Source organism: Candidatus Seongchinamella marina (assembly GCF_026262685.1).
GTDB lineage: Bacteria > Pseudomonadota > Gammaproteobacteria > Pseudomonadales > Halieaceae > Halioglobus > Halioglobus marinus.
In genome coordinates this window covers 60,761-82,873 of the sequence record NZ_SHNP01000008.1, presented here as the reverse complement: position 1 = coordinate 82,873, position 22,113 = coordinate 60,761, and the positions used below count along the sequence as shown (strand labels likewise).

The window sequence follows — 22,113 nt, the reverse complement described above, 5'->3', positions numbered from 1 at the left end:
TCATTTTTCCTCGTTTTGCACGACTTCAAGCTGGCGCGAGTCCAGAAACTTGTCGTAGTAAGTGTGTTCGGTGCTCAGCCCACAAACTTGTAGCTCGGCTAAAGCTGCATCGATCATAGGTGGCGGACCGCATAGATAGGCATGACTAAGGGCTATATCAAAGCCCGCATATTCTCGACCCAGAAATTCCGTCACCATCCCCCGGGCTCCCGTCCAGTCTGAGGGTTCAGGTTCTTCTGACAACACTGGAACAAATCGAAACTCACAGGGCCACTGCTGCCTGATAGATTCCAGTTGCTGCAAACAGTACAGGTCGCGTGTCTGCCTGGCGCCGAAAAAGAAAGCTACGGGTCTTTCGATACGTTTATTGAGCATATCCCCCAGGATGGAAAGTATCGGCGCCATGCCACTGCCACCGGCAATACATAAAACAGGCGCTTCGGCGGGCCGAAGCCAAAATGAGCCCTGGGGACCATGCAGTTCAAAGGGCTCACCTAGCCGGTCCTGCGCAAACAACCACTGGGTATACTGGCCGCCGGAAACGCTGCGCACAATAAACTCTAGCTGGCTAGTACCACCTGTGACAGGCGTATTGGCAAATGAGTAACTGCGATGCCGACCAAATCCAGGCAAGCCGATATCGGCGAATTGCCCGGCCATGAAATTCATGGGCTGCTCAATTTCTACGAATACTTTCATAATATCGTGGGTTAATTTCTCCACCGCCATTATCGTACCCATGTGTTGTGCAGACACCTGCGCTTCAAGCTCATCGTGCAGGTCAACATCTACTGTCACTGCGCTTTTAAGCATACTCTGGCACGCTAGAATAAAGCCGTCTGCTAGTTCCGCCGGCGTTAAAGTTACTGAAGAATCCACTAACGCCCTGACGTCCCCCTCCCGGAGCCGGCATTTACAATTGCCACACGTACCCACCGTGCAGTGATGAGGGAAAGCGAGCCCGGCCGCCAGGGCACCCTGTAGCAAGGTTTGATCACTTGCCACTTCGAATGTTCTACCAATGGGCTCCACAGTCGCAAGACGCGGTTCAAACTGGCTCTTTATTTTGCTTATTAATTTACCGAACAAGGTGATATCGCCTTTGCCTTAGTTCGCTGAGCTGGCATCCAGCCAGTCCGGCCAGTGAGCCACGCGGTTTGCCTCTCTAGCCAACTCTCTCTCTTCCCCTGTTGCGTGTTCAAGATCCCAGTTTTTCAATCGTGGTTGCGCTATGTAGGAAAACCATAATGGAGGAATCAAGCCTGCAAGAAAGCACAAAAATATACTGGGCATTTGTGGGCCCTCTACCTTCGGCTGAAGGCGATAAAATGGCAGGTAGGAGTCCATGTGGTGGTCGTTGTGGTTGGTTATTTCGAATGCCAACTGCCGACTGACAGGTTTGAGATGATTCCACAGGTGCTGCTGACCATAATTGCTTCCCAGCACGCGCACTAGCCCGTAGTGTTGGTAATAATTAAACATCTCCACCAATAATTTAGCGACGATGGTGCCGGCCAGTGCAGCCAGGGCGGCTGCGGACCCGGCAAACCAGGCGCAAGCTCCCAACAGTATTGCCACCTGCAAGAGTGCCCTTAAAATACGCCCACGCGGGCTGAACAAACCGGCATTTCGCCTAGTACAACTCTCCTTTTCCAGTTGGAAGAAGTCCTTAAACGAACCCGCTGTGGCGCGAAAAACAAAGCCGTATACGGTTTCACCTCGCCTCGCAGTGTCTGAATCTTTAGGCGTCGCCAGATGTATATGATGGGTATGCACATGTGCTACATCACGCGTGGGATCCGCATAAAAGGTACCCAGGATCGTCGCGCAGGCCCGGGGAATACGGCCGCGCCTGTGCATCAATTCATGATTAACCGGCAGGGTCGGTACTGCTCCGAGCCAGCCCAATGTCAGAACAGCGCCCAGCCATTGGCCCGCAGTAATAGGTACGGTGCTGCTACCAGCACTGGCAGCCCAACCAATGTATGAAGCATAAACCATGAACATAAGTAGGACATGCAGGTAAAGCGGAATATCTGCCAGAATGGGGTAACGAATTTCTCGCGGCCTATGGTCATAGGGTAGCAACGTATCCATGATCAACAGGGGTATAAACGTACCCACCCCTAGAAAGACCCAATAACCTCCCCAATAAAAGCCCACAAAGCCGCACAATACGACTGCCGTGGCGAGGTAGTAACGTAAATAGTCCATCGGCGTTTACCTTCAGTTCAGTTCAGTTCAATTCAAAATCGCAGTACGGCTTTCAGAACGGTGCCATCTTCGGCATCTTTAATGGCATCATTAATATCCTCAAAATTGTAATAGGTCACCAGTTTGTCCAGTGGGAAACGCCCCTGCTTATAGAGCTCGACCATACGTGGAATGAAAATATCCGGAATGCTGTCGCCTTCTACAATGCCGCGCAACGTGCGTCCAAATAAAATATTGTTCATATCAATGGCACATTCTGTACCCAGCGGTGCTGCACCAATTTGCCCGCAGATACCGGTCAGTGTCAGGCAGTCCACTGCTTGCCGAGTCACCTGAGGCAAACCGGTACACTCCAGGGAATAATGTGCGCCTGTACCCGTAATAGCCTGAACCGCTTCCACAGGATCAGAGTCGGTGGGATTTATGGTGTGGGTCGCCCCCAACTCCTTGGCCATAGCCAGACGAGCGGGATTCATGTCCACAGCAATAATCTGAACACAACCGGTCAATAGTGCTCCCATCACCGCAGCTAACCCTACGGGGCCGCAGCCAAAGATTGCGATGGAGCTACCGGCAGAGGGGTTTAGTGCGTTAATCACGGCGCCCGCACCGGTTTGTATACCGCAACCCAGTGGGCCCAGTAACTCGATATCCACATCTTTTGAAACCTTGACGATATTCTCTTCGGCTGCCAGCGCGTGAGAGGCAAAGGATGATTGATTGAAAAAGTTACCGTGTACCACTTCATCGCCCTTGCGCAAAGTGGTGGACCCGTCTTCTCGGGTACACGAAAAATTTCTGGGAAACAATTCCAGGCAGTAAACCGATTTACCTTCCTGGCAAGGATGGCAATGCCCACAACTTAGGTAACTGAGCACCACATGGTCGCCGACCTCCACTTTGGTTACGGCCGAGCCCACTTTCGCCACAACACCTGAGCCCTCATGGCCAAACACGACAGGCATGGGGATCGGGTAATACTGATCGCGACAGATAATGTCGGTATGACATATGCCTACGCCGGCGATGCGAACCACTACTTCGTTGGCGCGCGGTTCCTCAAGCTCTAACTCTTCGAGTTGAAACTTTCCCGATTGTTCCCGGATGACTGCTGCTTGTATCTTCATGTTCTTAGCCTTTCATCGAAAAGTTGATTTATTAAAGTAATGCGCTTTTAGGACGCAACTGCCTCAGAAGCCGGCACACAGATATTTCCACCATCGAGGGTGACCGTATAGCTTCTCAAGGCAATCTGACAGGGAAAAGAAACTGCCTCTCCATTGGTAATATCAAAGGCTCCGCCGTGGAACGGGCACTCTATTTCGTGACCGTCCTGATAGCCATCACTCAACATTGCCATGCCGTGGGTGCAAGTATTGTCGGTGACATAGTAGGTGCCCTCGTGCAGGTAAGCCGCCAGCGGCGGAAACCCTTCTGAGGCGATAGCCAGGGGCGTGCCCTCTATGACTTCCTCCACCTTACAGAGTCTGACCAGTTCACTCATGGTTGGTAATCTCCCAATCGAATGTTCACTGCCGGCCTATTGCGCATACATACCCATGGGGCCGTCCTGCAAGTTGATAATGACCGACTTGGTTATGGTGTAGTGGTTAAGCACGTCGAAACAAAACTCCCGACCAAAGCCACTTTGCTTGTAGCCGCCAATGGGCATTCCGGACTTCAGGTTGTAATAGCGGTTTATCCACACCGTGCCTGTTTGCATACCTCTAGCTATTCGATGTGCAGCGCCGATATTTTGCGTCCACACACCGCCGGCCAGGCCGTAGTTACACTCATTGGCCAGGCGAATGACCTCGTCTTCATCTTTGAAGGTGATGGCGCAGGTTACCGGGCCAAAAATCTCCTCCTGTGCAATGCGCATGTCATTGCTCACATCGCTGAAAATAGTGGGTTGAATAAAGTTACCCTGATCTAGGCCAGCACCGGATGCTCGGCTCCCACCGGTCACTACGCTTGCACCTTCCTCCAAGCCCAGCTCCAGATAAGAGCTCACCTTGTCGCGTTGCATTACCGAGGCTTGCGGGCCCATCTGTGTTTCGATGCGCGCGGGGTCGCCCAGGCGAATATCCTCTAGGGAAACCTTCAGGCGCGCCAAAAACTCTTCCTGGATGGACTCGTGCAGGAACAATCTGGAACCTGCCAGACATATCTCACCCTTATTGAGCACAGTTGACATGGTGGCGCCCTCGACCGCGGCTTCGAGGTCTGCATCAGCGCAGACAATCTGTGCTGACTTGCCTCCCAGTTCCAGGGTCTGAGGAATTATATTGCGGGAGGCATACTGCATAATTTTTTGTGCTGTGGGGACCGAGCCTGTAAAGGCCACTTTTCGTACATCCGGGTGTGTCACCAAAGGCTCACCCACATCGGCACCGTAACCCGTTACAACGTTCACAACACCCGGCGGAATAATATCCCCCATTTCTCTAAAGAACTCCATTATCGACAGGCAGACACTTTCGGCCGGTTTGATCACAATGGTATTGCCCGCTGCAAGCGCGGGAGCAATTTTACTGGCCATCATAAGAAGAGGAACATTCCAGGGAATGATCTGAGCACATACACCGATTGGTTCGCGGTGCACGAGGCCGATCGCATCGGGGTAGTCCAACGTCTCACCGTGAAGATGGTAGGCGGCACCCGCAAAAAGCTCAAATTGCCCAATGGCCTGGGGTAGATCAAAGTTGAGCGACTCGCGCAGTGGTTTGCCGTTGTTCAGCGTCTCCAGCATGGCGTAGTCTTCGAGGCGATTCTTCAGGCGCCTGGCGATTTCCACCAGTAGTTCCTGTCTTTCGTTAGGTGAGCTCTGCGACCAACTGCCAAACGCATTTTTCGCCGCCGCCACTGCTCGCTCCACGTCACGACTATTGCCGGCCGCTATATGTGAGAGCACTTGAGCGTTAAACGGATTCATTAAGTCGATCGTTTTGCCGCTGTCTCCTGTCACCCATTCGCCATTGATGAAATGTCCATACTGGCTCTGGTATAGCGAAGGGTCCGCATTAGATGTGTCAGACATATGTAGTATCCTCTTTTTTATTTAGTGCAGGTCTCGGGATGTGCGCGGTTAAAGGCTACCTACTTTTAGCATTTCATTGAGTTCTGCCCAGCCGGTTCCGGCCAACGTGGCACCCGCAAGATAAGCCTCGGGGGCAGTGCTGTATGGCGGACGACAAGGCCCAGCTTTCATCCAACCCGCCGCATTAATTCGTTCTTTTTCCAACTGGATGTTGTAGCGAGAAAACTCGGCGAAGCCCCCAGGTGGAAACAGATTTGACAGTACCGACATCAGACGCGGGTACAGGGCATCTGGTTTGGACCAGTCACCCGTGCTTACAGCCTCTTTAATGATATCGCGCCAATGAATCGTCAGTTCGGGCCCGGTACAAGCACAGGGCGACCAAAAAGCCGTATGAAACTCCGGGTCCATTCTGGCGGCATCTTTATGGTCAAACTCCAGCGGCATAAAACGAATCTGTTTGCGAGAAACCATCGTATGGAGCTGTAACTGCGCTATGTTGATATATTTGCAGCTGACAACCTGTGGGATATCTGCAACTTGCGCCCAGAACGGCGTGGGGAAGGAGAACTTAAAGGCCTCAGGATTGGCGTAAATACAGATTGCCATTTCCGGAACAGCTTCGGCCACATCTTTATAAAACTGCACGGCACCGGGTACATCAATTTCCTGCCACATGGGCACGCCCAGCATGGTGCCGTCCGCGCCGATATCTCGCGCATGTTTCAACTGCACAATAGTTTCGCGGGTGTTGAGGGTGGTCACTCCCGCAAAAATGGGAACACGACCGGCTGAGGCCTCTACCATCACCTCGGTCATCTTTTTCTTTTCATCCCAGGTCATGGTGGCACCTTCGCCAAAGGTGCCCTGACACATAATCCCATCGACGCCGGCATCAATCAAACCTGCGACAGAACGGGCTACCTCGTCATAGTCTACTGTGTCTATGATACGCCAGTCTTCAGACCCCTCGATGGCAGGCGTGGGTATTATTGCCCAGGCACCGTTGACTTCTTCTACCGTTAGCCTTGTTTTTTGTTTTCCCATGGGAGTCTCCGCAGACATGAAGTCGTCTTTTCAATCAACTTACATGCTAGCATAGCAAAGAATAATTTCAAACTAAGACAAACAATTAGCCGCGAGTATCCCCGAGTTTACAAAGGACCAAATAGCGAAAAACCCTGTAGAAAAGTCTACAGGGTTCTAGAAAAGTACAGCTTCTAACTGCGTTTATTGATAATCACGCAATTGGTCGACATCGAACATTTCTTCTGAAACCCGGTCCTCCCGGTCTTCCCACTGCGAGTCCATGTTGAGTGAACTAAAGCGCTTAGTGACATAGTTATTGACGATAACAGATTTCCATTGTGCGTCTCCTACAGAAGGACGCCAGGCTCTTACATCATCCCAATTGCGAAGCGGATTTCCGCGGGGATCCCAGGTCATATGGTACTGCATGTAATAAAACTCCTTATCCACCCAGGTGCGGCGCTTGGAGTACATGTATTTGCCCGTTTTATCGATAATATCGAAAATCCAGACCGGTCTGAGTTCCAACTCAAGCGACTTGACATTGCATGCATTCTCGGTCCACACCATGGAGTCGTAGACATAGCCTACCTCGGGTGAGGCGAGGATAAATCCTTGGCCAACCATTTTATACTCGAAATTGTCGACATCTGTTTTACTCCAGTAGGCCCGCCAATCATCCCAGGTCAGCTCCAAGCCCGAAGCGATGGGGTCCTGGGCGTCTGACCCCGTGAGAGTCCGCGTTCGTCTCAGACTGGGAATAAAGACCTTGAAATCATCGGGCTTCCCTGCTTCCGGGTAGCGTTGACGAACACCGGCTAGGCCGCGAATATCGTAGGGTTCCTTAAAGAAGATGGAACCGCCTTCAATGTAATCTTCTTTGCCTTCGATCTCACCCATTGGTCCCACGTTTTGTCGATTGTGATAATGCCACCACCACAGGTCGGCCTTATAATCAACGTCGATCTTTCCATCAGGTGTGCAGGCGCGCATGTGAATGGGCTCAAAATCCAGTGTATCGGTACCCACCGAGTGAGCCACATAATCCCAGTTCAGCTCTAGACCATTCTTCGGGTCTAAAAAAGGAATGGCCGTCGCCGCCGCACCCGACATCAAAGCGTAGGAGCCATCCGGATAAAGCAGCTCACCTTTGTCAGAGATTTGTATTTCAACCCCCTTTTCCTTGAGTTCTCTGGTGCCTTTCAAATACCCTTCGTGCATGTAATAGGTATTGGTTGGCACAATGGTGATCTCAGCTATGTTTCCCCAATCTGAGGTCAGCGCAGCAAGGTGCTCAGCTGGCAAGTAGTCTTTTAGCCAAGGGTATTTGTCGGCATTGTCTTTGGTGATCTTCAACCCCGGCTTCAAATCAGCCGGTATTTCAGCTTTATCAATTAAGTCATAGGCATCGTAACCCCTTAATTCCGACCACTCTTTGGCCAAGCGCAGAGCTTCCGGCTTTGAAATCTCTTCCACCCACCTGGCGTGATCGGGATTCCCCGATTGCGCTGCGTAAGCCTTCCACGCATCCAGTGCGCGGTTGGTATCAGCAGCCAAAGACAAACTGGTAAACACAGTGCCTGCCAGAACTGCACGAATTGAAACTTTTAAATAATTCATCGCTATATCCTTTTTAATAAAAAGAGTACTTGTTAGAACTGATAGGTTAATGAAATTTCGACGTAATCCTTGTCGTCAAACAATCCTACGGGGGCAACTTCCTTTCTACCGCTGAAACTCTGCACTTCAATGCGCGGACGCCAGTGGCCTCCAAAATAATTGAAGTCTATGCGCTGCCTGTAGGCGGTACCATGCCCCTGTATATTGTGGATATACAGTCCCTCAGCAACCAGGCGTTGGTTGTCAAGCTTCATGTCCCAGAGAAAGGTGACAAAATTCTGATCTTCCTCTACCTCGGTGAAGGCATAAGGAGCCTGCGCCAACAAGTTATCTGCATCTTCCGTATGGATGTTAAACCATTGGATACTGGTGAAAATGGATTTTTCTTGAGACTTCCAACCTGGAACCCAAAGGGGATAATCCAGCCCAATCATTACCGATGTCACGTCTCTTTCCACCACTGCAGCGCTCGGAGATACCAACAAAGCAGGGCTGCCCGCCTCGAGTTGCGCAGGATTAAACGGGTTCTGTACCAAGCTCGAATTGAACGGTTTGTCAAATTCGTGGGAAACCTCAGCCCGGAGAGCCGGTCCCGTGCCCTTAGGGCCGACCGAAATAAAATCACTCATGTCGCGCGTGAAACTAAAGCCCACAACTTTTTGCCTGAAAGTGTAATCCAGGTCCAGGTTGGCCGTGACAGAGCACTCTAGGCCCCCACCGCCGGGATTGTTCACCGGGTCATTACACGCACCTCCGGTTAGGGCAGTCAGCGGGCTGGTGGTCAATGGACCTTTCCCTGCAGCCCCGCGCAGAAATGGCAGGTACCCCGAGGGTGTACCGGCGGTAGTGGGAGAGCCGTCGAAGCTGGGAGCCCAAATTGCGCCTATCAAATCCTGGTGACTTACATCTTGGTTAGCTACTGCTGCTGACGCATCATTGACGCCGGAACCAACATGCACTGTTCCGCCTTGCAGCAGTACCAGGGGAAGATCCTGGTACCCGTAAAACCCGTTAAGTGTCGCGGTACCGCCAAGGGTTTCGAACTTTAGTCGTACGGACACTTCCGGATCGGACCATTCGAAATCATCGCGCTCGTTATCAGATAGCGCCGCACCAAATCCAACTGCGCCCAAACCAGACTGATGCGGCAAGCCTGCGTCAACCAGATCAGGCCACGGCAAGCCGAAGAGACCGCCGTCTGTATTAGCGCCAGGAGTCGGGTTATTGACGACTATTTCACTGTGACGAATTTCTGGGGCTATGTTTAGCTCCAGAACGGGTCGGTTCATACCAATTGCCTCAAAAGGTTTGGAAAGACCCATTTTTTTAAGGTTAAAGTCCATGGAAAGCATCCACAGAGGAATTCGGGTTTCATCTGCATTTTTGAAAACAAAGTGACTGCGAAGATCCTGAGGGTTGACGATATCAAGTAATCGCAATCCATCTGATTGGCCCCATCCGCGTTGAAATTTACCAATCTTGGCCGTAAAACGGTTCTTGGGGTCACGATATTTCATCGACAATTCACGGATAATGTCGTCGTTGAAATCATCGTAAATATCGACCTGGTCATTAGGTGCGCAAAACTCCCTGGCATTGAGGTCGCAACGACTGGTGCCGTGCTGAAAACTCCCGCTTGAGAATCCGGTTTGAGGACCGTTGAACAGGTTCTTCAAACCACCCTCGGGTTCTATCCAGTCCGGGTCATTCCAGTTCCCACGAATCCAAAAGTTGCCGACAAAAGTAAATTTCCGGTCGGGCCTAAAGGAGAATTTCACTTCGCCAGTGTAGTTGGCAGGCCCCTCCTCAGACCCACCCTCGTCCAGGTCATAGAGTGTTGAATAGCTTTGGACAAAACGTCCATCCAAGGTAAAGCCTTTTATCCCGGTATCCAGTGCAAACACAGCTGACGAACTTGCAAGCGCACATAGGGAAAGTAGACCAATTCGAATCTTCTTCAGTTTCATACATCACCTCTCATTATTAGAATACTCATATCTTTACTCTTTCCAGTTTTAACGCTAATACCCATACAGAACTGCAGGTAAAATGATCGTTTTCACGCCGCTATTTTTTGCTCCGAGTCGCAATGTATTTCTTTTGGGAAAATTGCCTTCGGTCTCAGGGCTGCCAGTGCCGCCGGAACAAACAACAACGAGCCCAACATATTCATCATTAGCACCATGCCCAGCAACATACTCATCTCCGCCTGAAAACGCAGCGGAGACATGACTATCCATGGCACCAGCGGCAGTATCATCGTTAAAGCTGTAATGACGATGGCGTTACCCGATGTCATGAGCGCACGGTGCATCGCCTCAATCACGCTGCCGCATAGCTTGAACTCTTCCTTAATCCGATCCATCATATAAATTCCGTAGTCCACCCCTAGGCCGACACCTAGCGCGGCCAAGGGCAATGTGCTGATATTGAGGCCAACCTGCTGCCACGCCATAAAGGCGTAGGTGAGCGCGTTTGCAGTGGCCAGGCTAAATATGAGTATTAGCGCAACAGATATCGAGCGGTACAACGTCATGATGCACACGGCAATGACGAGCGTAATCGCAACCATGATTTTCTGATTCGAGGTCGAGATCTCATCATTGAGAGCTTCAGTGATGCCTACCTGCCCTCCTGAATACAAAAAGTCAGCTTCACTGGTGATATTCGCTTCATCACCAAAGAAGTCATCAAGGTGCTTCCTCAGTTTGCCAATGGTGGGCATGCTGTGGTCCTGAAGATAGAACGAGACATTACCTATCTCCCAATCTTTATTGGTATAGGCCGCAAAATCACCCGGCTCCCCCCGGGAGCGATACATATAGATATCAAAACCAATTTCTTCCTTGTTATCCGGCAATAATTCATAAGAGGGGTCACCCTCGAACAATACCGAGTTAACCAGTTTTATAATTGGCACAAGGCTTTGCGCGGGACGTACTTCGGGCATATGCTCATACATGTAGCGGTCTAGCGCTTCGGTCTGCTGATAGACGGTTGGGGACAGCATGGTGTCTTTATCCCCCTCGATGTACACCTGCATAACATCTGATCCAAGGAACGAAAAACGCGAATTTACCGCCTCGGAATCGGCGTTAAAACGAGAATCCGGCCATAGAATGGCGCTACCTTTGGTATCGCCCACCGTCAGGTTTTTTGAATAGTACAGCCCGCCAGCAAACAGCAAAGCCGCAATGGTAATCACGATGTATTTATGGTCCTCAATATTCACCACAGAGGTCCACACCTTATTAAGCAGAACCGAGCCTGTATTATGCGACTTGGGAGGCGGCAGCAGACACATTGTCGCCGATGCCAGAATTAGTGCTGGCGCTATGGATAAAAGCCATACGCCGCATATTATCGCAAGGCCCTGGATACTGGGGATCGCCACCAAGCCCAACACGCCGAAGCCAGCAGCATCAGTTATAATCGCGCCGGTACTGGGCAGCAAAACCCCCCTTAGACCGCGCTCCGTTATCTCTACACAGTTCTCGGGATTGACGCCCTCATCTGACAGGTGATCCAGTATTCGTGTTGTCAACTGAACGCCATGGGACAACACAATGGCGAAAATAAATGCCGGCAACAGAATCAGTAGCGGATCCAGGTTATACCCCGCGAACCCCATTGCGCCAAGCCCCCAGGTGGTGGCGATGGTCGCCGTAAACATCGGCACAAATACACCGATCCAGGTTCTGAAGTAAAGGTAAAGAACTGCCGCAATAATGAGTAGCGACGTCAGCATAATTAAAAGAACTGAATCCAGCGACTGGTAGATATAACCCAATAATATGGGTCGGCCCACGACCTGCAACGTCAGGCTGTCATCTTCATATTTGGTGCGCAGCTCTTGGAAAAATTCCAGCGTCTTTTCAAAGTCAATATCGTCTTTGAAATCGACAATCACCATCGCCGATGTTTCATCGTCGGAGACCAGAAATCCCCGGTACTGGTTATTGACTGTTCGCCGGAACTGCGCCATGGCCTCTTCATCCCGGGGCAAGTCTGGCCATAAAACGGCGCTGATTTCCACCTTACCCCCCCCGCCGCTAATCGCTTTGGTTTTACGCAAGACCAACGACTGGCTGAGGTGACGCTGCGTATCAGGATTGTAATAGGCCTCGTCCGCTATCTCCTTGTACTTCTCCAGGAAATCTATTGAGTAGATGTTGCCCTTTTCATTTTTCACCTCTATCAGCGTGGTATTGGCGCCGCCAAACTCGGCGCCAAAACGCTGGAATAACTCGACGTTCTTCGAGCCCTCCGGCAGCATTTCTTCAAGCACCACATTGAGAGATAAGCCGCTGTAGGCAAAATACGCAGGCACAGCTGTGAGCAGCATCAAGATCGCGAAGACTGCCTTCGCGCGGCTCGTCACAAACCTGCTAACTCTACTGACCATTGCGTTCCGTCCACTGATTACTTATTAGGGTTATATTGTCTGACGAGGCCAGATTAAAAGCGGTGGCGAACTGCAATGTTGTTGTATCACCCTTCACCACCATCCCGCGAATCCCCACTGCCCAGAAAGTGCCCGATGGCGCGACTGAAACACCGCCCATCCAAACAAAGCCGAGAGGCACATCGATGGCGGGAGACAGTGGCTCGGCGCCATTTACTGATACTTTGAGCACAGTAGAACGGCCCACCACCAGTGCTGATCCATCGGATAACGCGGTCAAATCAAAAAGATGTTCCTCCGTTCCCGTATCGATGGGATTAACGATATACTCGATATCAGCGCGGGGCAGCGCTTCAACCATCTTGGCTACAAATTCTTTTTTGCGCCGCTTAGCTTTTTTGCGCGCCTTTAGTTCTTTCTTTACCGCAACCTCAGCAGTTTCCCTGTCAATTTCCTTTCGCTGCGCATCCGTAGCCAATGCCAGATAGGCTGCAGTACCATCTGCACCCACCGTATAAATCAAGCCCCCCTGACCGGACACTGCCAGCCATGTAACGCCGATGTCGGATGGCGTAAGGAGCCACAACTCGCCGCCGTTTTCAGTGTGGACGACAGTGCCAAACTCTCCCACGATCACTGCGGTATTTTTGTCTTTGGCATAAACACCATGCAAGCGCGGTAGATCGCGGCCAGTAAACCCTAGCATTTTCTGTTTCTTCCAACTGACGCCGCCATCAGCGGTATGCAATATAGTGGCGTCGTGGCCGACTACCCAACCATGGTTCTTATCCACGAAGGCGACATCACGCAGATAAGTGCCGGGGGTTTCAAATTGAATTTCCCAACTAAGACCTGCATCGGAGGTATGGAAGATGGAGCCACGATGACCAATTGCCCAACCTTCAGTGTCACTGACAAAGTCGAGCCGTCGGATCAACTCGTTCTTGCCAACGTAAAGGGCATCCCATTGCTCACCCCCGTCCGTGGTACGTAATACGGTGCCACCCTGACCGGCGATATAGCCCGTTTGCTCGGAAACAAAATCCACGGCGAACAAGTTGTCCGGCCAAAACCGGTGAAATGACTCGCCTTCATCGGCAGCGCTAGCCCAAACCGCAAAAAGAGCTGCAGCTCCGACGAATACGGCTCTAGCGACAGACAGAGTGGTGAAACACAACTTCAAGACACGCTCCTTAATTATTTTGGTTGGGCGCACTAACATGCAAGCATGCTAGGATAACCCAAGAATTTTTGCAACCTCTCGATTACCTTATGCAAATGTGGTGCCAAGTCACGAAGGGCCAGCTGACCCAGGTATACCGGAACGCATACATAGACATAACATTGTCATTTGGTTAACTCCCGGGTACCCCAGACAGAAAGTTGCGCAGATGATAAAACCTCACTAGAGTCGATGAACGGGAAAAGGGTGCCTAGATATACTTGAAGAGGAGGTGCTTCGACCTGTCGACTTGACTGCCTTTATGGTAGAAATTTTCGACGAATATGTGCTTTTCGAAACATCGGCCTTGGATCAAGCTGACCAGACAGGCGTCGACCATATCGAGAGGCCCGCAAACATAGGCGTTATTGCCTTCAAAACTCCCCTCAAAGTGCTGATTGGCGCACTCTTGCAGATAGCCCCAGCCGCCATCGTGACTCTGCTTCGAACCAGGCTCATTCACCGCAAGTAACATCGTAAAACCGGGGCGCTCTCGAGCGTAGAGCTCAAACAATTCCCGGTAGTAGGCATCCTCTTCATTCTGTACCCCATAGATCAATGTTACCGGCCTGGGGTCGTGCCCCTCGACTAGCTCCATGATCATCGATTTGACTCCCGACAAGCCCGAGCCACCGGCGAAGAATACGAAGGGCTCGGGCAGTGATTTACGCAGGTAAAAATGTCCATACGGACCACTAAAACTTAGAACATCTCCCACTGTCAGCGCGTTGTGAATGTAGTGAGTCGCCTCACCTCCTTCAATCAAGGCGACGTTGAGCTCGATAATATTGTTCGAAGAAGGCGGGCTCGCGATGGAAAATGCACGCGGTCCACCTCCGATTCCCGGGATGTGTAAATTGATATATTGCCCCGCCTGAAAAGCAATTCCGTCATCCCCCAGGGCGAGAAATACAGACTTAATATTGGGTGTTAGCGTCTTAATACTGGTAACCACACCCTGATAATCGCGAACAGTGTGGTATTGTGCATCTGGCTCCTCGTCCACATCCGCTTCAATGGTCAGGTCGCTCAGCGGTGATGCGCAGCAAGCAAGGCACTGACCCTCATCGCGCTCACTGTCCATCAAAGCAAACTCGGACGCGTTGCCGACGTCGACCTCCCCCTGCACTATTTGGATTTTACACGCTGAACATACGCCCCTAGAGCAGGCGTGAGGCAAATAGAAACCGCTGCGAAGAGCAGCGTCGAGAATGGTTTGCCCCTCCTCCACCTGAAAAACTTTCCCCGGGTGCCCGACTGTTACCTGATGTGCCATCCGTTGTGCCCGATAGAATAAACAATATAGTTATTCTTAAAGCAATATCTATACCACAGGAGGAGGTTTATCGAGAGATAGTCGAGATCTAACAAATTATCACCATTTAATAAAACATCTGGCCAGCTAACAAAAAATAGGACTTGGGTGATGTGCCGGGTTGATGATATAGTGAATTTATAAGCAAGAATAATAGATTTACAACTCGCCCCACCGCCCTATAACAGGAGCCTGCTGTGGTAATTGAACTTCCCGATGCTTCGGATCTTTCCAGCCATGTCCATTTTAATCCCGAACAGGGGAAAGTGTGGTTGGATGAACAACGGGGCATTCTCCAGACCCTTCCCGCTATGGCCAGCATATGGCGGGAAATTGTCACCTCTATCGGCGTTGAACGCTCGCGAAACTTGTTTATGCGCTCGGGGTTTCGAAATGGCGAGATAGACGCTGAGCTAGCCCGCAAGCAAAGACCAAAGGCCAGTCTTACCGACCTATTCCTGGCAGGCCCTCAGTTACACATGCTTCGCGGTATGGCCAAGGTAATACCCTCGGTTTTAGAACTGAACGCCGTAAAAAAACAATTCTTAATGGAGCTTGCTTGGGTTGATTCCTACGAAGTGGAAATTTCTCTTGCAGAACTCGGCGTTCTTGACATGCCTGTGTGTTGGAACCTGCTTGGTTATGCCTGCGGATTTAGTTCGACCATTATGGGCTTTGAAATTTTATTTAAGGAAGTTTGCTGCCGAGGCAAGGGCGACAATGAATGCCATATTGTTGGCAAAACGCTGGCTGATTGGGAGGACGCCCAAGACTACGAGATTTTTAGCAGTTCAGATTCTTTAATTGAAACACTGTATGACCTGCAGGCCAAAACGATCGACAGATCCTCTATAGAAGATCATAAAGAAGAACGAATCTTTTCCGCGCTGGTAGGCGAATCTGCTGTTTTCAAAAAAATGTGCACCATGGCAAACAAGGTCGCCACTTCGAAGGCCTCTGTCCTGCTGACCGGCGAGACCGGCGTAGGTAAAGAGATGATCGCCAAAGGTATACACCTGCACAGCGAACGATCCGAGATGCCCTTTATTGCCCTTAACTGTGCGGCGATTCCCCAGGAACTGCTGGAAGCCGAGTTGTTCGGGGTAGAGAAAGGCGCTTTCACCGGGGCCACACACGCGAGAAAGGGACGATTTGAGCGCGCAAACACAGGCACCATTTTTCTCGACGAGGTGGTCGAGTTGTCGGCGCGTGCCCAAGCCAGCTTGCTGCGGGTATTGCAGGAACGCGAATTCGAGCCCGTGGGCGGCACCCAAACCCGCAGCGTCGATGTGCGCATTATAGCCGCCACCAACGAGGACCTGGAGGAGGCCGTAAAGGGCGGAAAATTTCGCGCTGACCTGTTCTACCGCCTCAATGTTTTCCCTCTGCACATACCACCACTGAGAGAGCGTCACGACGATATACCGCTACTGGTAGAATTTTTTATCGACAAATACGAATCGCTCTATACAACAAAAACCCTGGGCCTGACAGACCGGGCAATGGGTCATCTCCTCCACCACCCTTGGCCTGGCAATATCCGAGAGCTTGAAAACACCATTGAACGCGGGGTGATCCTGACTGAGAAAAATCAACGCATTACCGCGGACTCGTTGCTCTCAGGCACGCGCGCAGCTCAGCAGTTGGATGTCGATATTGCCATCGATGGTATAACTTCGACGGCAACGAATAATGGTGACCAAGACAGCTGGGCCGACACCATTTTTGAGCAGTCTATATCCATGGAAGCGGTGGAGGCGGAATTGGTAAACAAGGCCATGGCATTATCCGACAATAATGTGTCAAAGGCAGCCAGACTGTTGGGCCTGTCTCGCCCGGCTTTTGCCTACCGGCTCGCCAAGCTACCAACACCAGCCGCTGAATAACGCTCAACTACACCTTCATGTGGCATGAAGATTGCTTCGCCCATGGCTATTATCTCTTTGAATCATGGCTACAGTAATAATGTCCAGCTTAAAACTTAGCGTTTTGGACCAATCCCCAGTGCACGACGAAGGCTCCGAATCATCCGGACTATTCACCACCATTGAACTGGCGAAACTGTGTGACCGTGTTGGCTACCACCGCTACTGGGTGGCTGAACATCACGATACTCCGGGCTACGCCAGCCCGTGCCCGGAAATGATGGTGAGCAATGTCGCCCATGCAACCCAGAGGATCCGCGTAGGTAGCGGTGGCGTGATGCTCCCCCACTACAGCGCGTTTAAAGTAGCAGAGACCTTCAAAATGCTAGAAGCCTTCCACCCCGGGCGCATCGACCTAGGTGTGGGACGAGCTCCCGGGGGCAATCCTATTTCTTCAGGAGCTCTAGCAGCTCCCAGGCAGGCTATTCCCACGCAGTTTTATCCCCAGCAGGCGCGGGATTTAATTGGATTCGTGAACAACAACACCCCCTCGGAACATCCCTATCACGACGCCACTGTTGTACCGCGAGACGTGGGTGCACCCGACGTATGGATGCTGGGCTCCAGCGACGGCAGCGCTGAGCTGGCGGGTGAGTTAGGTGCAGGCTTCGTATTGGCACTCTTCATCGGCACCCACGACCGCCCACCAGACATTATCGCGCGCTACAAAAAGGCTTTTCAATCGAACGGGAGTTTCGACAAACCTCAAGCGGCGATCGCTGTGGCGACCATTTGCGCCGATACGACCGAAGAGGCTCGATGGCTTGCTAGTAGTCATACCTACTGGAAAGTGCAGGCTTTTCGGCACGGCCTACGCGACCCGCTTTTCCCGCCCGATGTGGTGATGGATAAGGTAAAACAGCTGAAACCATCAGACCAGGCCTACTACGAGGAAACCATGAACACCATGGTTCTGGGCACTCCCGCCCAGTGCCGGGAGGAGCTGGAACACATCGCCAAAACCTTTGATGTCGACGAGCTCATGATTGTTAATGTCACACACTCGTTTAAACCGCGGATCAGTTCCTACCAAATGCTTGCGGAGCAATTCGAACTTCCGAACGCCACAGGAGCATAGACCATGAGCAGCAACCCAGAAATCGCCAACACCATCCAAACAGGTGCCTTTAAAACCAACTACCACGACGTGGGTCAGGGTGAGCCGTTGTTTCTCATTCATGGTTCCGGACCCGGTGTGACGGCTTGGGCAAACTGGCGCCTAGTCATCCCCGCGCTGGCAGAACAATATCGGGTGATAGCGCCCGACATGGCGGGCTTTGGCTATACCGAACGCGTTGATAGCTACCACTATACGATGGACAACTGGGTGCGGCACGCCATCGAGCTGATGGATGCCTTGGGCATAGAAAAAACTCATATGGTGGGAAATTCATTTGGTGGTGCCCTGGCCATTGCCCTAGCCATTCGGCACCCCGAGCGAGTCGATAAGCTGATACTAATGGGCGCCGCCGGCGTCAATTTTGAATTGACCCCCGGCCTGGACCAGGTCTGGGGCTATGAGCCCTCAGTGGAAAACATGCGCAGTATGATGGATTTGTTTGCTTACGACCGCAGCTTAGTGAGCAATGAACTGGCTCAATTGCGCTACGAGGCCAGCATCCAGCCCGGCTTTCAAGAGACCTTCAGCCAGATGTTCCCCCCTCCCCGTCAGCGGAGTGTCGAGGCGCTGGCCAGCAAGCCACAGGACATCAAGGCGATAAAACATGAAACACTCATACTGCACGGCCGTGAAGATCTGGTTGTCCCGCCAGTGACCTCCACCACCTTATTCGAGCTGATCCCCAACTCGCAATTACATATGTTTGGCCGCTGCGGGCACTGGACGCAGATAGAGCACAATGCTCGATTTATCGAACTGCTGAAAAACTTCCTCAGGGAGGCCTGATGCTCCCGGGTTTTCCCGGTCGACCAAAACGATTCTTGGAGCACGTTTTTCGCTTGAAAGAAAGATAAGCACAATTTGATCAATTCATAAAAGAAATGATCACGCACACACTCACTTCAGCATTTAGATACTCGCGACTGCCCTGTCTGCAGCAGCCAGCGGTTGTTGCAAGTTGACCAAGCCCCGTGCCTATACCTTATAAGGCCGCAATGCTTTGCGCAGCAGAGTGCGCCTCTGGCATGGATATTGCTTTGCCATATGGTGATATGACAATTACATCAAAACAACAAGCAGGAATAGCGGGCCAGCGCTACGTTCGTGTCACCAAGGTGTTACACGATAAATACGTGGAATTCGAATTTGCGATTGGCGACCCGAACTTGAACGTTGAACTGGTCATGCCTTTCGAACATTTCCGAAAATTTTGCGAAGACAACGATGCTCAACATCTGACGGCGGAGCAGGAAGCGGCCGTCGACTTCGATAAACTGAAATGGCGGTTTGGTGTGCCCGGGCTCACCGATGAAAAAACGAATACGGTCACCTCACAGGAGCAAACATGAGCATTGAAATTTCAGCGAAGGCAATTACACCCATCCGGCTAAGCTATGGAAACCTGATCGAACGCTTTGGTGACAAAAGACCCCCTTCTCGCTATCAGGAAGCGGCTTACGACGTTCAACCCACAACCAATTTCCACTATCGCCCCTTGTGGGACAAAAATCATGAAATTTATGACACCAGTCGCACGGCCATAGTGATGGAGGACTGGTACAGTTTTGCCGACCCCCGCCAGTATTACTACGGCACCTATACGATCGCCAGATCAAAACAACAGGAAGTGGCTGAACACAATTACGCCTTCGTTGATAAACGCGACCTGTTGGAAGAACTACCCGATGATATCAAGCAGTCTGTGCGAGACATCCTAATCCCACTGCGCCATATCGAATGGGGTGCAAATATGAACAACTGTCAGATCGATTGTATGGGCTACGGCTCAACTATTTGCTCGGTCGCTATGTTCAACGCAATGGACCGCCTGGGTATGGCTCAATATATATCGCGTATGGGACTCCTACTCGATGGCAACGAAACTACGACGCTGGACGCTGCCAAAATTGACTGGATGGAGGCGCCGGAATGGCAAGGCTTGCGACATGCCGTAGAGGATATGTTTGTACTGGAGGATTGGTTCGAACTAATGGTTGCCCAAAATTTCGTGCTCGATGGCCTGTTGTTCCCTCTTTTTTGGGATCGCTTTGAACGAAAACTTTCGAAAAGTGGCGGTGGAACCATCGCGTTACTGACTGAGTTCATGCCCCAGTGGTATAGCGAAACAGTCCGTTGGACAAACGCGCTGGCCAAAGTTACCGCGGCAGAATCTACAGAAAATAAAGAGCTGTTATCCGCATGGCTGAAGAAATGGGTCAGCCGCCTGTGTGAGGCAATCGAGCCCGTTGCGATCAAGGCATTCGGACCTGAAGGCACGTCAGAGCTGGCCGAAGTCAAAGAAGAACTGCTTGCCAGGCTGGGTAAACAGGGCCTGACTATTTAATCGGGAGAGAAAAATGACCACCAAGAAAAAAAATACGGCATTTTTAATTGTTCAAGACAACGAAGACGCTAGGCCTATTATCGAGGCGGTTGAACAGGACAACCCAGGGGTAAATATTCAGTACGAACCCGGTATGGTTCGAATGGAACGTGCTGCCAGCCTAATAGTGAAACGTGAAACTGTAGAAGAACTCACGGGTCGCGAATGGGATGTACAAGAACTTCACCTCGTCCTTATTTCCCTGGCGGGCCACGTTGATGAAGACGACGAAAAATTCGAGCTGAGCTGGGGCTAGGCCTAGGCAGGACAACATTGATAAGAGGTTATTGGAATGGCTGCGAAAAAATTAAATATGCGCAAGCGCTATGAATTACTGACCCGGGGTATGGGTTGGGAGACGAGTTACCAGAAGATGGACGATGTATTCCCCTACGACACCTTTGAGGGAATCAAGATTACTGACTGGGACAAATGGGAAGACCCCTTCCGTCTCACCATGGATGCCTATTGGAAATTTCAGGCTGAAAAAGAGAAAAAGCTGTACGCCATTATAGATAGCTTTGCGCAGAACAATGGCCAGACCAATCTCGTGGACGCCAGCTATCTCAGCGCCATTAAGCTCTTTATAACCGGCGTAACACCGCTGGAGTATGCTGCCCACCACGGATTTTCACATCTCGGACGGCACTTCCGAGGTGAAGGCGCAAGAGTCGCATGCCAAATGCAGGCGATCGATGAGCTGCGCCACGCGCAAACTCAAATTCACACTATTAGCCATTACAACAAACATTTTACCGGCCTGCACGACCCGTTCTATCAATCTGATCGAGTCTGGTATTTGTCGGTACCCAAGTCATTCGGAGAGGATGCGTTATCGGCGGGGCCGTTTGAGTTTATCACTTCAATTTCGTTCGCCTTTGAATATGTGCTGACCAACATGCTTTTTGTACCTTTCATGTCGGGTGCGGCATACAACGGTGATATGGCCACGACGACCTTTGGCTTTTCTGCGCAGTCAGATGAGTCACGGCACATGACCCTGGGACTGGAAATCATCAAGTTCATGTTGGAACAGCACGAAGACAACCTGCCTATTATTCAGGGCTGGATAGACAAACATTTCTGGCGCGCTTATCGAGTATTGGCCCTGGTCTCAGCGATGCAGGACTATATGCTAACCAACACACCCATGTCCTGGAAGGAAGCCTGGGACATCTATTTTGTCGAAAATGGCGGCGCACTCTTTGAGGACCTGGGTCGCTACGGTTTGAAAATGCCCAAGCACCATGAGCTGGCCACCGCAGAAGCTGAACACCTCAGCCATCAGGTGTGGTCGGTATTTTGTGCTTTGGGGAACGCAACGGGGTTCCACACATTCGAACCGTCCGACGAAAAAATGGACTGGTTGTCAGAAAAATACCCAAATACCTTTGACAAGTATTACCGGCCCCGCTTTGAGCACTGGAAAAAACAGAAAGAAGAAGGCACTTTTGAATATCTGCCCAGCTTGCCTCAACTCTGTCAGATTTGCCAGATCCCAATGATCTTCACCGAAGTGGAAACTGACCCAATGCAGCTGAGCTTCCGCAGTACTAAATTCAAGGGTGATAACTACCATTTCTGCTCGGACGGCTGTAAAGACATTTTTGAAAATGAGCCTGAAAAATACGTACAGGCCTGGTTGCCCGTGCATCAGATATTCCAGGGGAATTGTGGTGGCGCCACCATTCCAGAAGTCCTCAAATGGTACAAGTTTGAAGCAGAAGACGGCAGTGACTATTTCGACTCACAAGATTTCAGACGTTGGCAGGAGTGGCACGGCAAGAGCGAACCGGCAAAAACCGGTTCCGACGACTAAGCATTCTTTGAATACATTTTC

Annotated in this window: 18 protein-coding genes and 1 pseudogene; 7 read left to right on the top strand and 12 right to left on the bottom strand. The window is 51.2% G+C overall.

Annotation, left to right across the window (positions count from 1 at the left end; all coding sequences use genetic code 11):
* The 12 genes and pseudogenes from EYC87_RS17995 to EYC87_RS17945 form a co-directional block, all read right to left on the bottom strand.
* Positions 1-813: an FAD-binding oxidoreductase gene (locus tag EYC87_RS17995; RefSeq protein WP_279254108.1), complete on the bottom strand. Its 813-nt coding sequence runs from the start codon at positions 811-813 to the stop codon at positions 1-3.
* A gap of 6 nt (positions 814-819) precedes the next feature.
* Positions 820-1,032: pseudogene (locus EYC87_RS19530) on the bottom strand (2Fe-2S iron-sulfur cluster-binding protein); the annotation flags it as partial.
* 75 nt (positions 1,033-1,107) lie between these two features.
* Positions 1,108-2,214, bottom strand: a complete 1,107-nt coding sequence (locus tag EYC87_RS17990; protein ID WP_279254107.1) for an alkane 1-monooxygenase — start codon at positions 2,212-2,214, stop codon at positions 1,108-1,110.
* A gap of 32 nt (positions 2,215-2,246) precedes the next feature.
* Positions 2,247-3,341, bottom strand: a complete 1,095-nt coding sequence (locus tag EYC87_RS17985; protein ID WP_279254106.1) for an NAD(P)-dependent alcohol dehydrogenase — start codon at positions 3,339-3,341, stop codon at positions 2,247-2,249.
* A gap of 47 nt (positions 3,342-3,388) precedes the next feature.
* Positions 3,389-3,718, bottom strand: coding sequence for a non-heme iron oxygenase ferredoxin subunit (locus tag EYC87_RS17980; protein ID WP_279254105.1), 330 nt, complete (start codon positions 3,716-3,718; stop codon positions 3,389-3,391).
* A 36-nt stretch (positions 3,719-3,754) separates the two neighbouring features.
* Positions 3,755-5,254: an aldehyde dehydrogenase family protein gene (locus EYC87_RS17975; protein ID WP_279254104.1), complete on the bottom strand. Its 1,500-nt coding sequence runs from the start codon at positions 5,252-5,254 to the stop codon at positions 3,755-3,757.
* Between the two features lie 48 nt (positions 5,255-5,302).
* Complete coding sequence (locus tag EYC87_RS17970) at positions 5,303-6,301, bottom strand: dihydrodipicolinate synthase family protein (protein ID WP_279254103.1); 999 nt, start codon at positions 6,299-6,301, stop codon at positions 5,303-5,305.
* A gap of 183 nt (positions 6,302-6,484) precedes the next feature.
* Positions 6,485-7,903, bottom strand: coding sequence for an outer membrane lipoprotein-sorting protein (locus EYC87_RS17965; RefSeq protein ID WP_279254102.1), 1,419 nt, complete (start codon positions 7,901-7,903; stop codon positions 6,485-6,487).
* Between the two features lie 32 nt (positions 7,904-7,935).
* Positions 7,936-9,870 carry a DUF1302 family protein gene (locus EYC87_RS17960; RefSeq protein WP_279254101.1) on the bottom strand — a complete coding sequence of 645 codons (1,935 nt, stop codon included), beginning with the start codon at positions 9,868-9,870 and terminating at the stop codon, positions 7,936-7,938.
* Between the two features lie 92 nt (positions 9,871-9,962).
* Positions 9,963-12,248 (bottom strand): efflux RND transporter permease subunit, encoded by a 2,286-nt coding sequence (locus tag EYC87_RS17955; RefSeq protein WP_279254166.1) that lies wholly within the window; start codon positions 12,246-12,248, stop codon positions 9,963-9,965.
* 49 nt (positions 12,249-12,297) lie between these two features.
* Entirely contained in the window at positions 12,298-13,491 is a 1,194-nt protein-coding gene (locus tag EYC87_RS17950) for a sialidase family protein (protein ID WP_279254100.1), read from the bottom strand.
* A 250-nt stretch (positions 13,492-13,741) separates the two neighbouring features.
* Positions 13,742-14,806: an NADH:ubiquinone reductase (Na(+)-transporting) subunit F gene (locus EYC87_RS17945; protein WP_279254099.1), complete on the bottom strand. Its 1,065-nt coding sequence runs from the start codon at positions 14,804-14,806 to the stop codon at positions 13,742-13,744.
* A 236-nt stretch (positions 14,807-15,042) separates the two neighbouring features.
* Here EYC87_RS17945 and EYC87_RS17940 point away from each other — a divergent pair, with 236 nt between their 5' ends.
* From EYC87_RS17940 to EYC87_RS17910, 7 genes are all read left to right on the top strand, one after another.
* Entirely contained in the window at positions 15,043-16,731 is a 1,689-nt protein-coding gene (locus EYC87_RS17940; protein ID WP_279254098.1) for a sigma-54-dependent Fis family transcriptional regulator, read from the top strand.
* 79 nt (positions 16,732-16,810) lie between these two features.
* A complete protein-coding gene (locus EYC87_RS17935; protein WP_279254097.1) occupies positions 16,811-17,848 on the top strand; it encodes an LLM class flavin-dependent oxidoreductase in 1,038 nt (345 codons plus the stop codon).
* A gap of 3 nt (positions 17,849-17,851) precedes the next feature.
* Positions 17,852-18,676, top strand: a complete 825-nt coding sequence (locus EYC87_RS17930) for an alpha/beta fold hydrolase (protein ID WP_279254096.1) — start codon at positions 17,852-17,854, stop codon at positions 18,674-18,676.
* 239 nt (positions 18,677-18,915) lie between these two features.
* Complete coding sequence (locus EYC87_RS17925) at positions 18,916-19,239, top strand: phenol hydroxylase subunit (protein WP_279254095.1); 324 nt, start codon at positions 18,916-18,918, stop codon at positions 19,237-19,239.
* Complete coding sequence (locus EYC87_RS17920) at positions 19,236-20,234, top strand: aromatic/alkene monooxygenase hydroxylase subunit beta (RefSeq protein ID WP_279254094.1); 999 nt, start codon at positions 19,236-19,238, stop codon at positions 20,232-20,234. Before EYC87_RS17925 ends, EYC87_RS17920 begins: the two co-directional genes overlap by 4 nt.
* A 13-nt stretch (positions 20,235-20,247) precedes the next feature.
* Positions 20,248-20,529 carry an MmoB/DmpM family protein gene (locus tag EYC87_RS17915; protein WP_279254093.1) on the top strand — a complete coding sequence of 94 codons (282 nt, stop codon included), beginning with the start codon at positions 20,248-20,250 and terminating at the stop codon, positions 20,527-20,529.
* A 36-nt stretch (positions 20,530-20,565) separates the two neighbouring features.
* Positions 20,566-22,092 (top strand): aromatic/alkene/methane monooxygenase hydroxylase/oxygenase subunit alpha, encoded by a 1,527-nt coding sequence (locus EYC87_RS17910; RefSeq protein ID WP_279254092.1) that lies wholly within the window; start codon positions 20,566-20,568, stop codon positions 22,090-22,092.
* Positions 22,093-22,113: the final 21 nt, after the last annotated feature.

Coding starts and splice junctions, on each gene's coding strand:
- EYC87_RS17990 (WP_279254107.1), bottom strand. CDS start 2,214: ATGGACTATTTACGTTACTACCTCGCCACGGCAGTCGTATTGTGCGGC.
- EYC87_RS17985 (WP_279254106.1), bottom strand. CDS start 3,341: ATGAAGATACAAGCAGCAGTCATCCGGGAACAATCGGGAAAGTTTCAA.
- EYC87_RS17970 (WP_279254103.1), bottom strand. CDS start 6,301: ATGGGAAAACAAAAAACAAGGCTAACGGTAGAAGAAGTCAACGGTGCC.
- EYC87_RS17935 (WP_279254097.1), top strand. CDS start 16,811: ATGTCCAGCTTAAAACTTAGCGTTTTGGACCAATCCCCAGTGCACGAC.
- EYC87_RS17980 (WP_279254105.1), bottom strand. CDS start 3,718: ATGAGTGAACTGGTCAGACTCTGTAAGGTGGAGGAAGTCATAGAGGGC.
- EYC87_RS17910 (WP_279254092.1), top strand. CDS start 20,566: ATGGCTGCGAAAAAATTAAATATGCGCAAGCGCTATGAATTACTGACC.
- EYC87_RS17915 (WP_279254093.1), top strand. CDS start 20,248: ATGACCACCAAGAAAAAAAATACGGCATTTTTAATTGTTCAAGACAAC.
- EYC87_RS17975 (WP_279254104.1), bottom strand. CDS start 5,254: ATGTCTGACACATCTAATGCGGACCCTTCGCTATACCAGAGCCAGTAT.
- EYC87_RS17930 (WP_279254096.1), top strand. CDS start 17,852: ATGAGCAGCAACCCAGAAATCGCCAACACCATCCAAACAGGTGCCTTT.
- EYC87_RS17995 (WP_279254108.1), bottom strand. CDS start 813: ATGCTTAAAAGCGCAGTGACAGTAGATGTTGACCTGCACGATGAGCTT.
- EYC87_RS17955 (WP_279254166.1), bottom strand. CDS start 12,248: ATGCTGCTCACAGCTGTGCCTGCGTATTTTGCCTACAGCGGCTTATCT.
- EYC87_RS17920 (WP_279254094.1), top strand. CDS start 19,236: ATGAGCATTGAAATTTCAGCGAAGGCAATTACACCCATCCGGCTAAGC.
- EYC87_RS17960 (WP_279254101.1), bottom strand. CDS start 9,870: ATGAAACTGAAGAAGATTCGAATTGGTCTACTTTCCCTATGTGCGCTT.
- EYC87_RS17925 (WP_279254095.1), top strand. CDS start 18,916: ATGGATATTGCTTTGCCATATGGTGATATGACAATTACATCAAAACAA.
- EYC87_RS17965 (WP_279254102.1), bottom strand. CDS start 7,903: ATGAATTATTTAAAAGTTTCAATTCGTGCAGTTCTGGCAGGCACTGTG.
- EYC87_RS17945 (WP_279254099.1), bottom strand. CDS start 14,806: ATGGCACATCAGGTAACAGTCGGGCACCCGGGGAAAGTTTTTCAGGTG.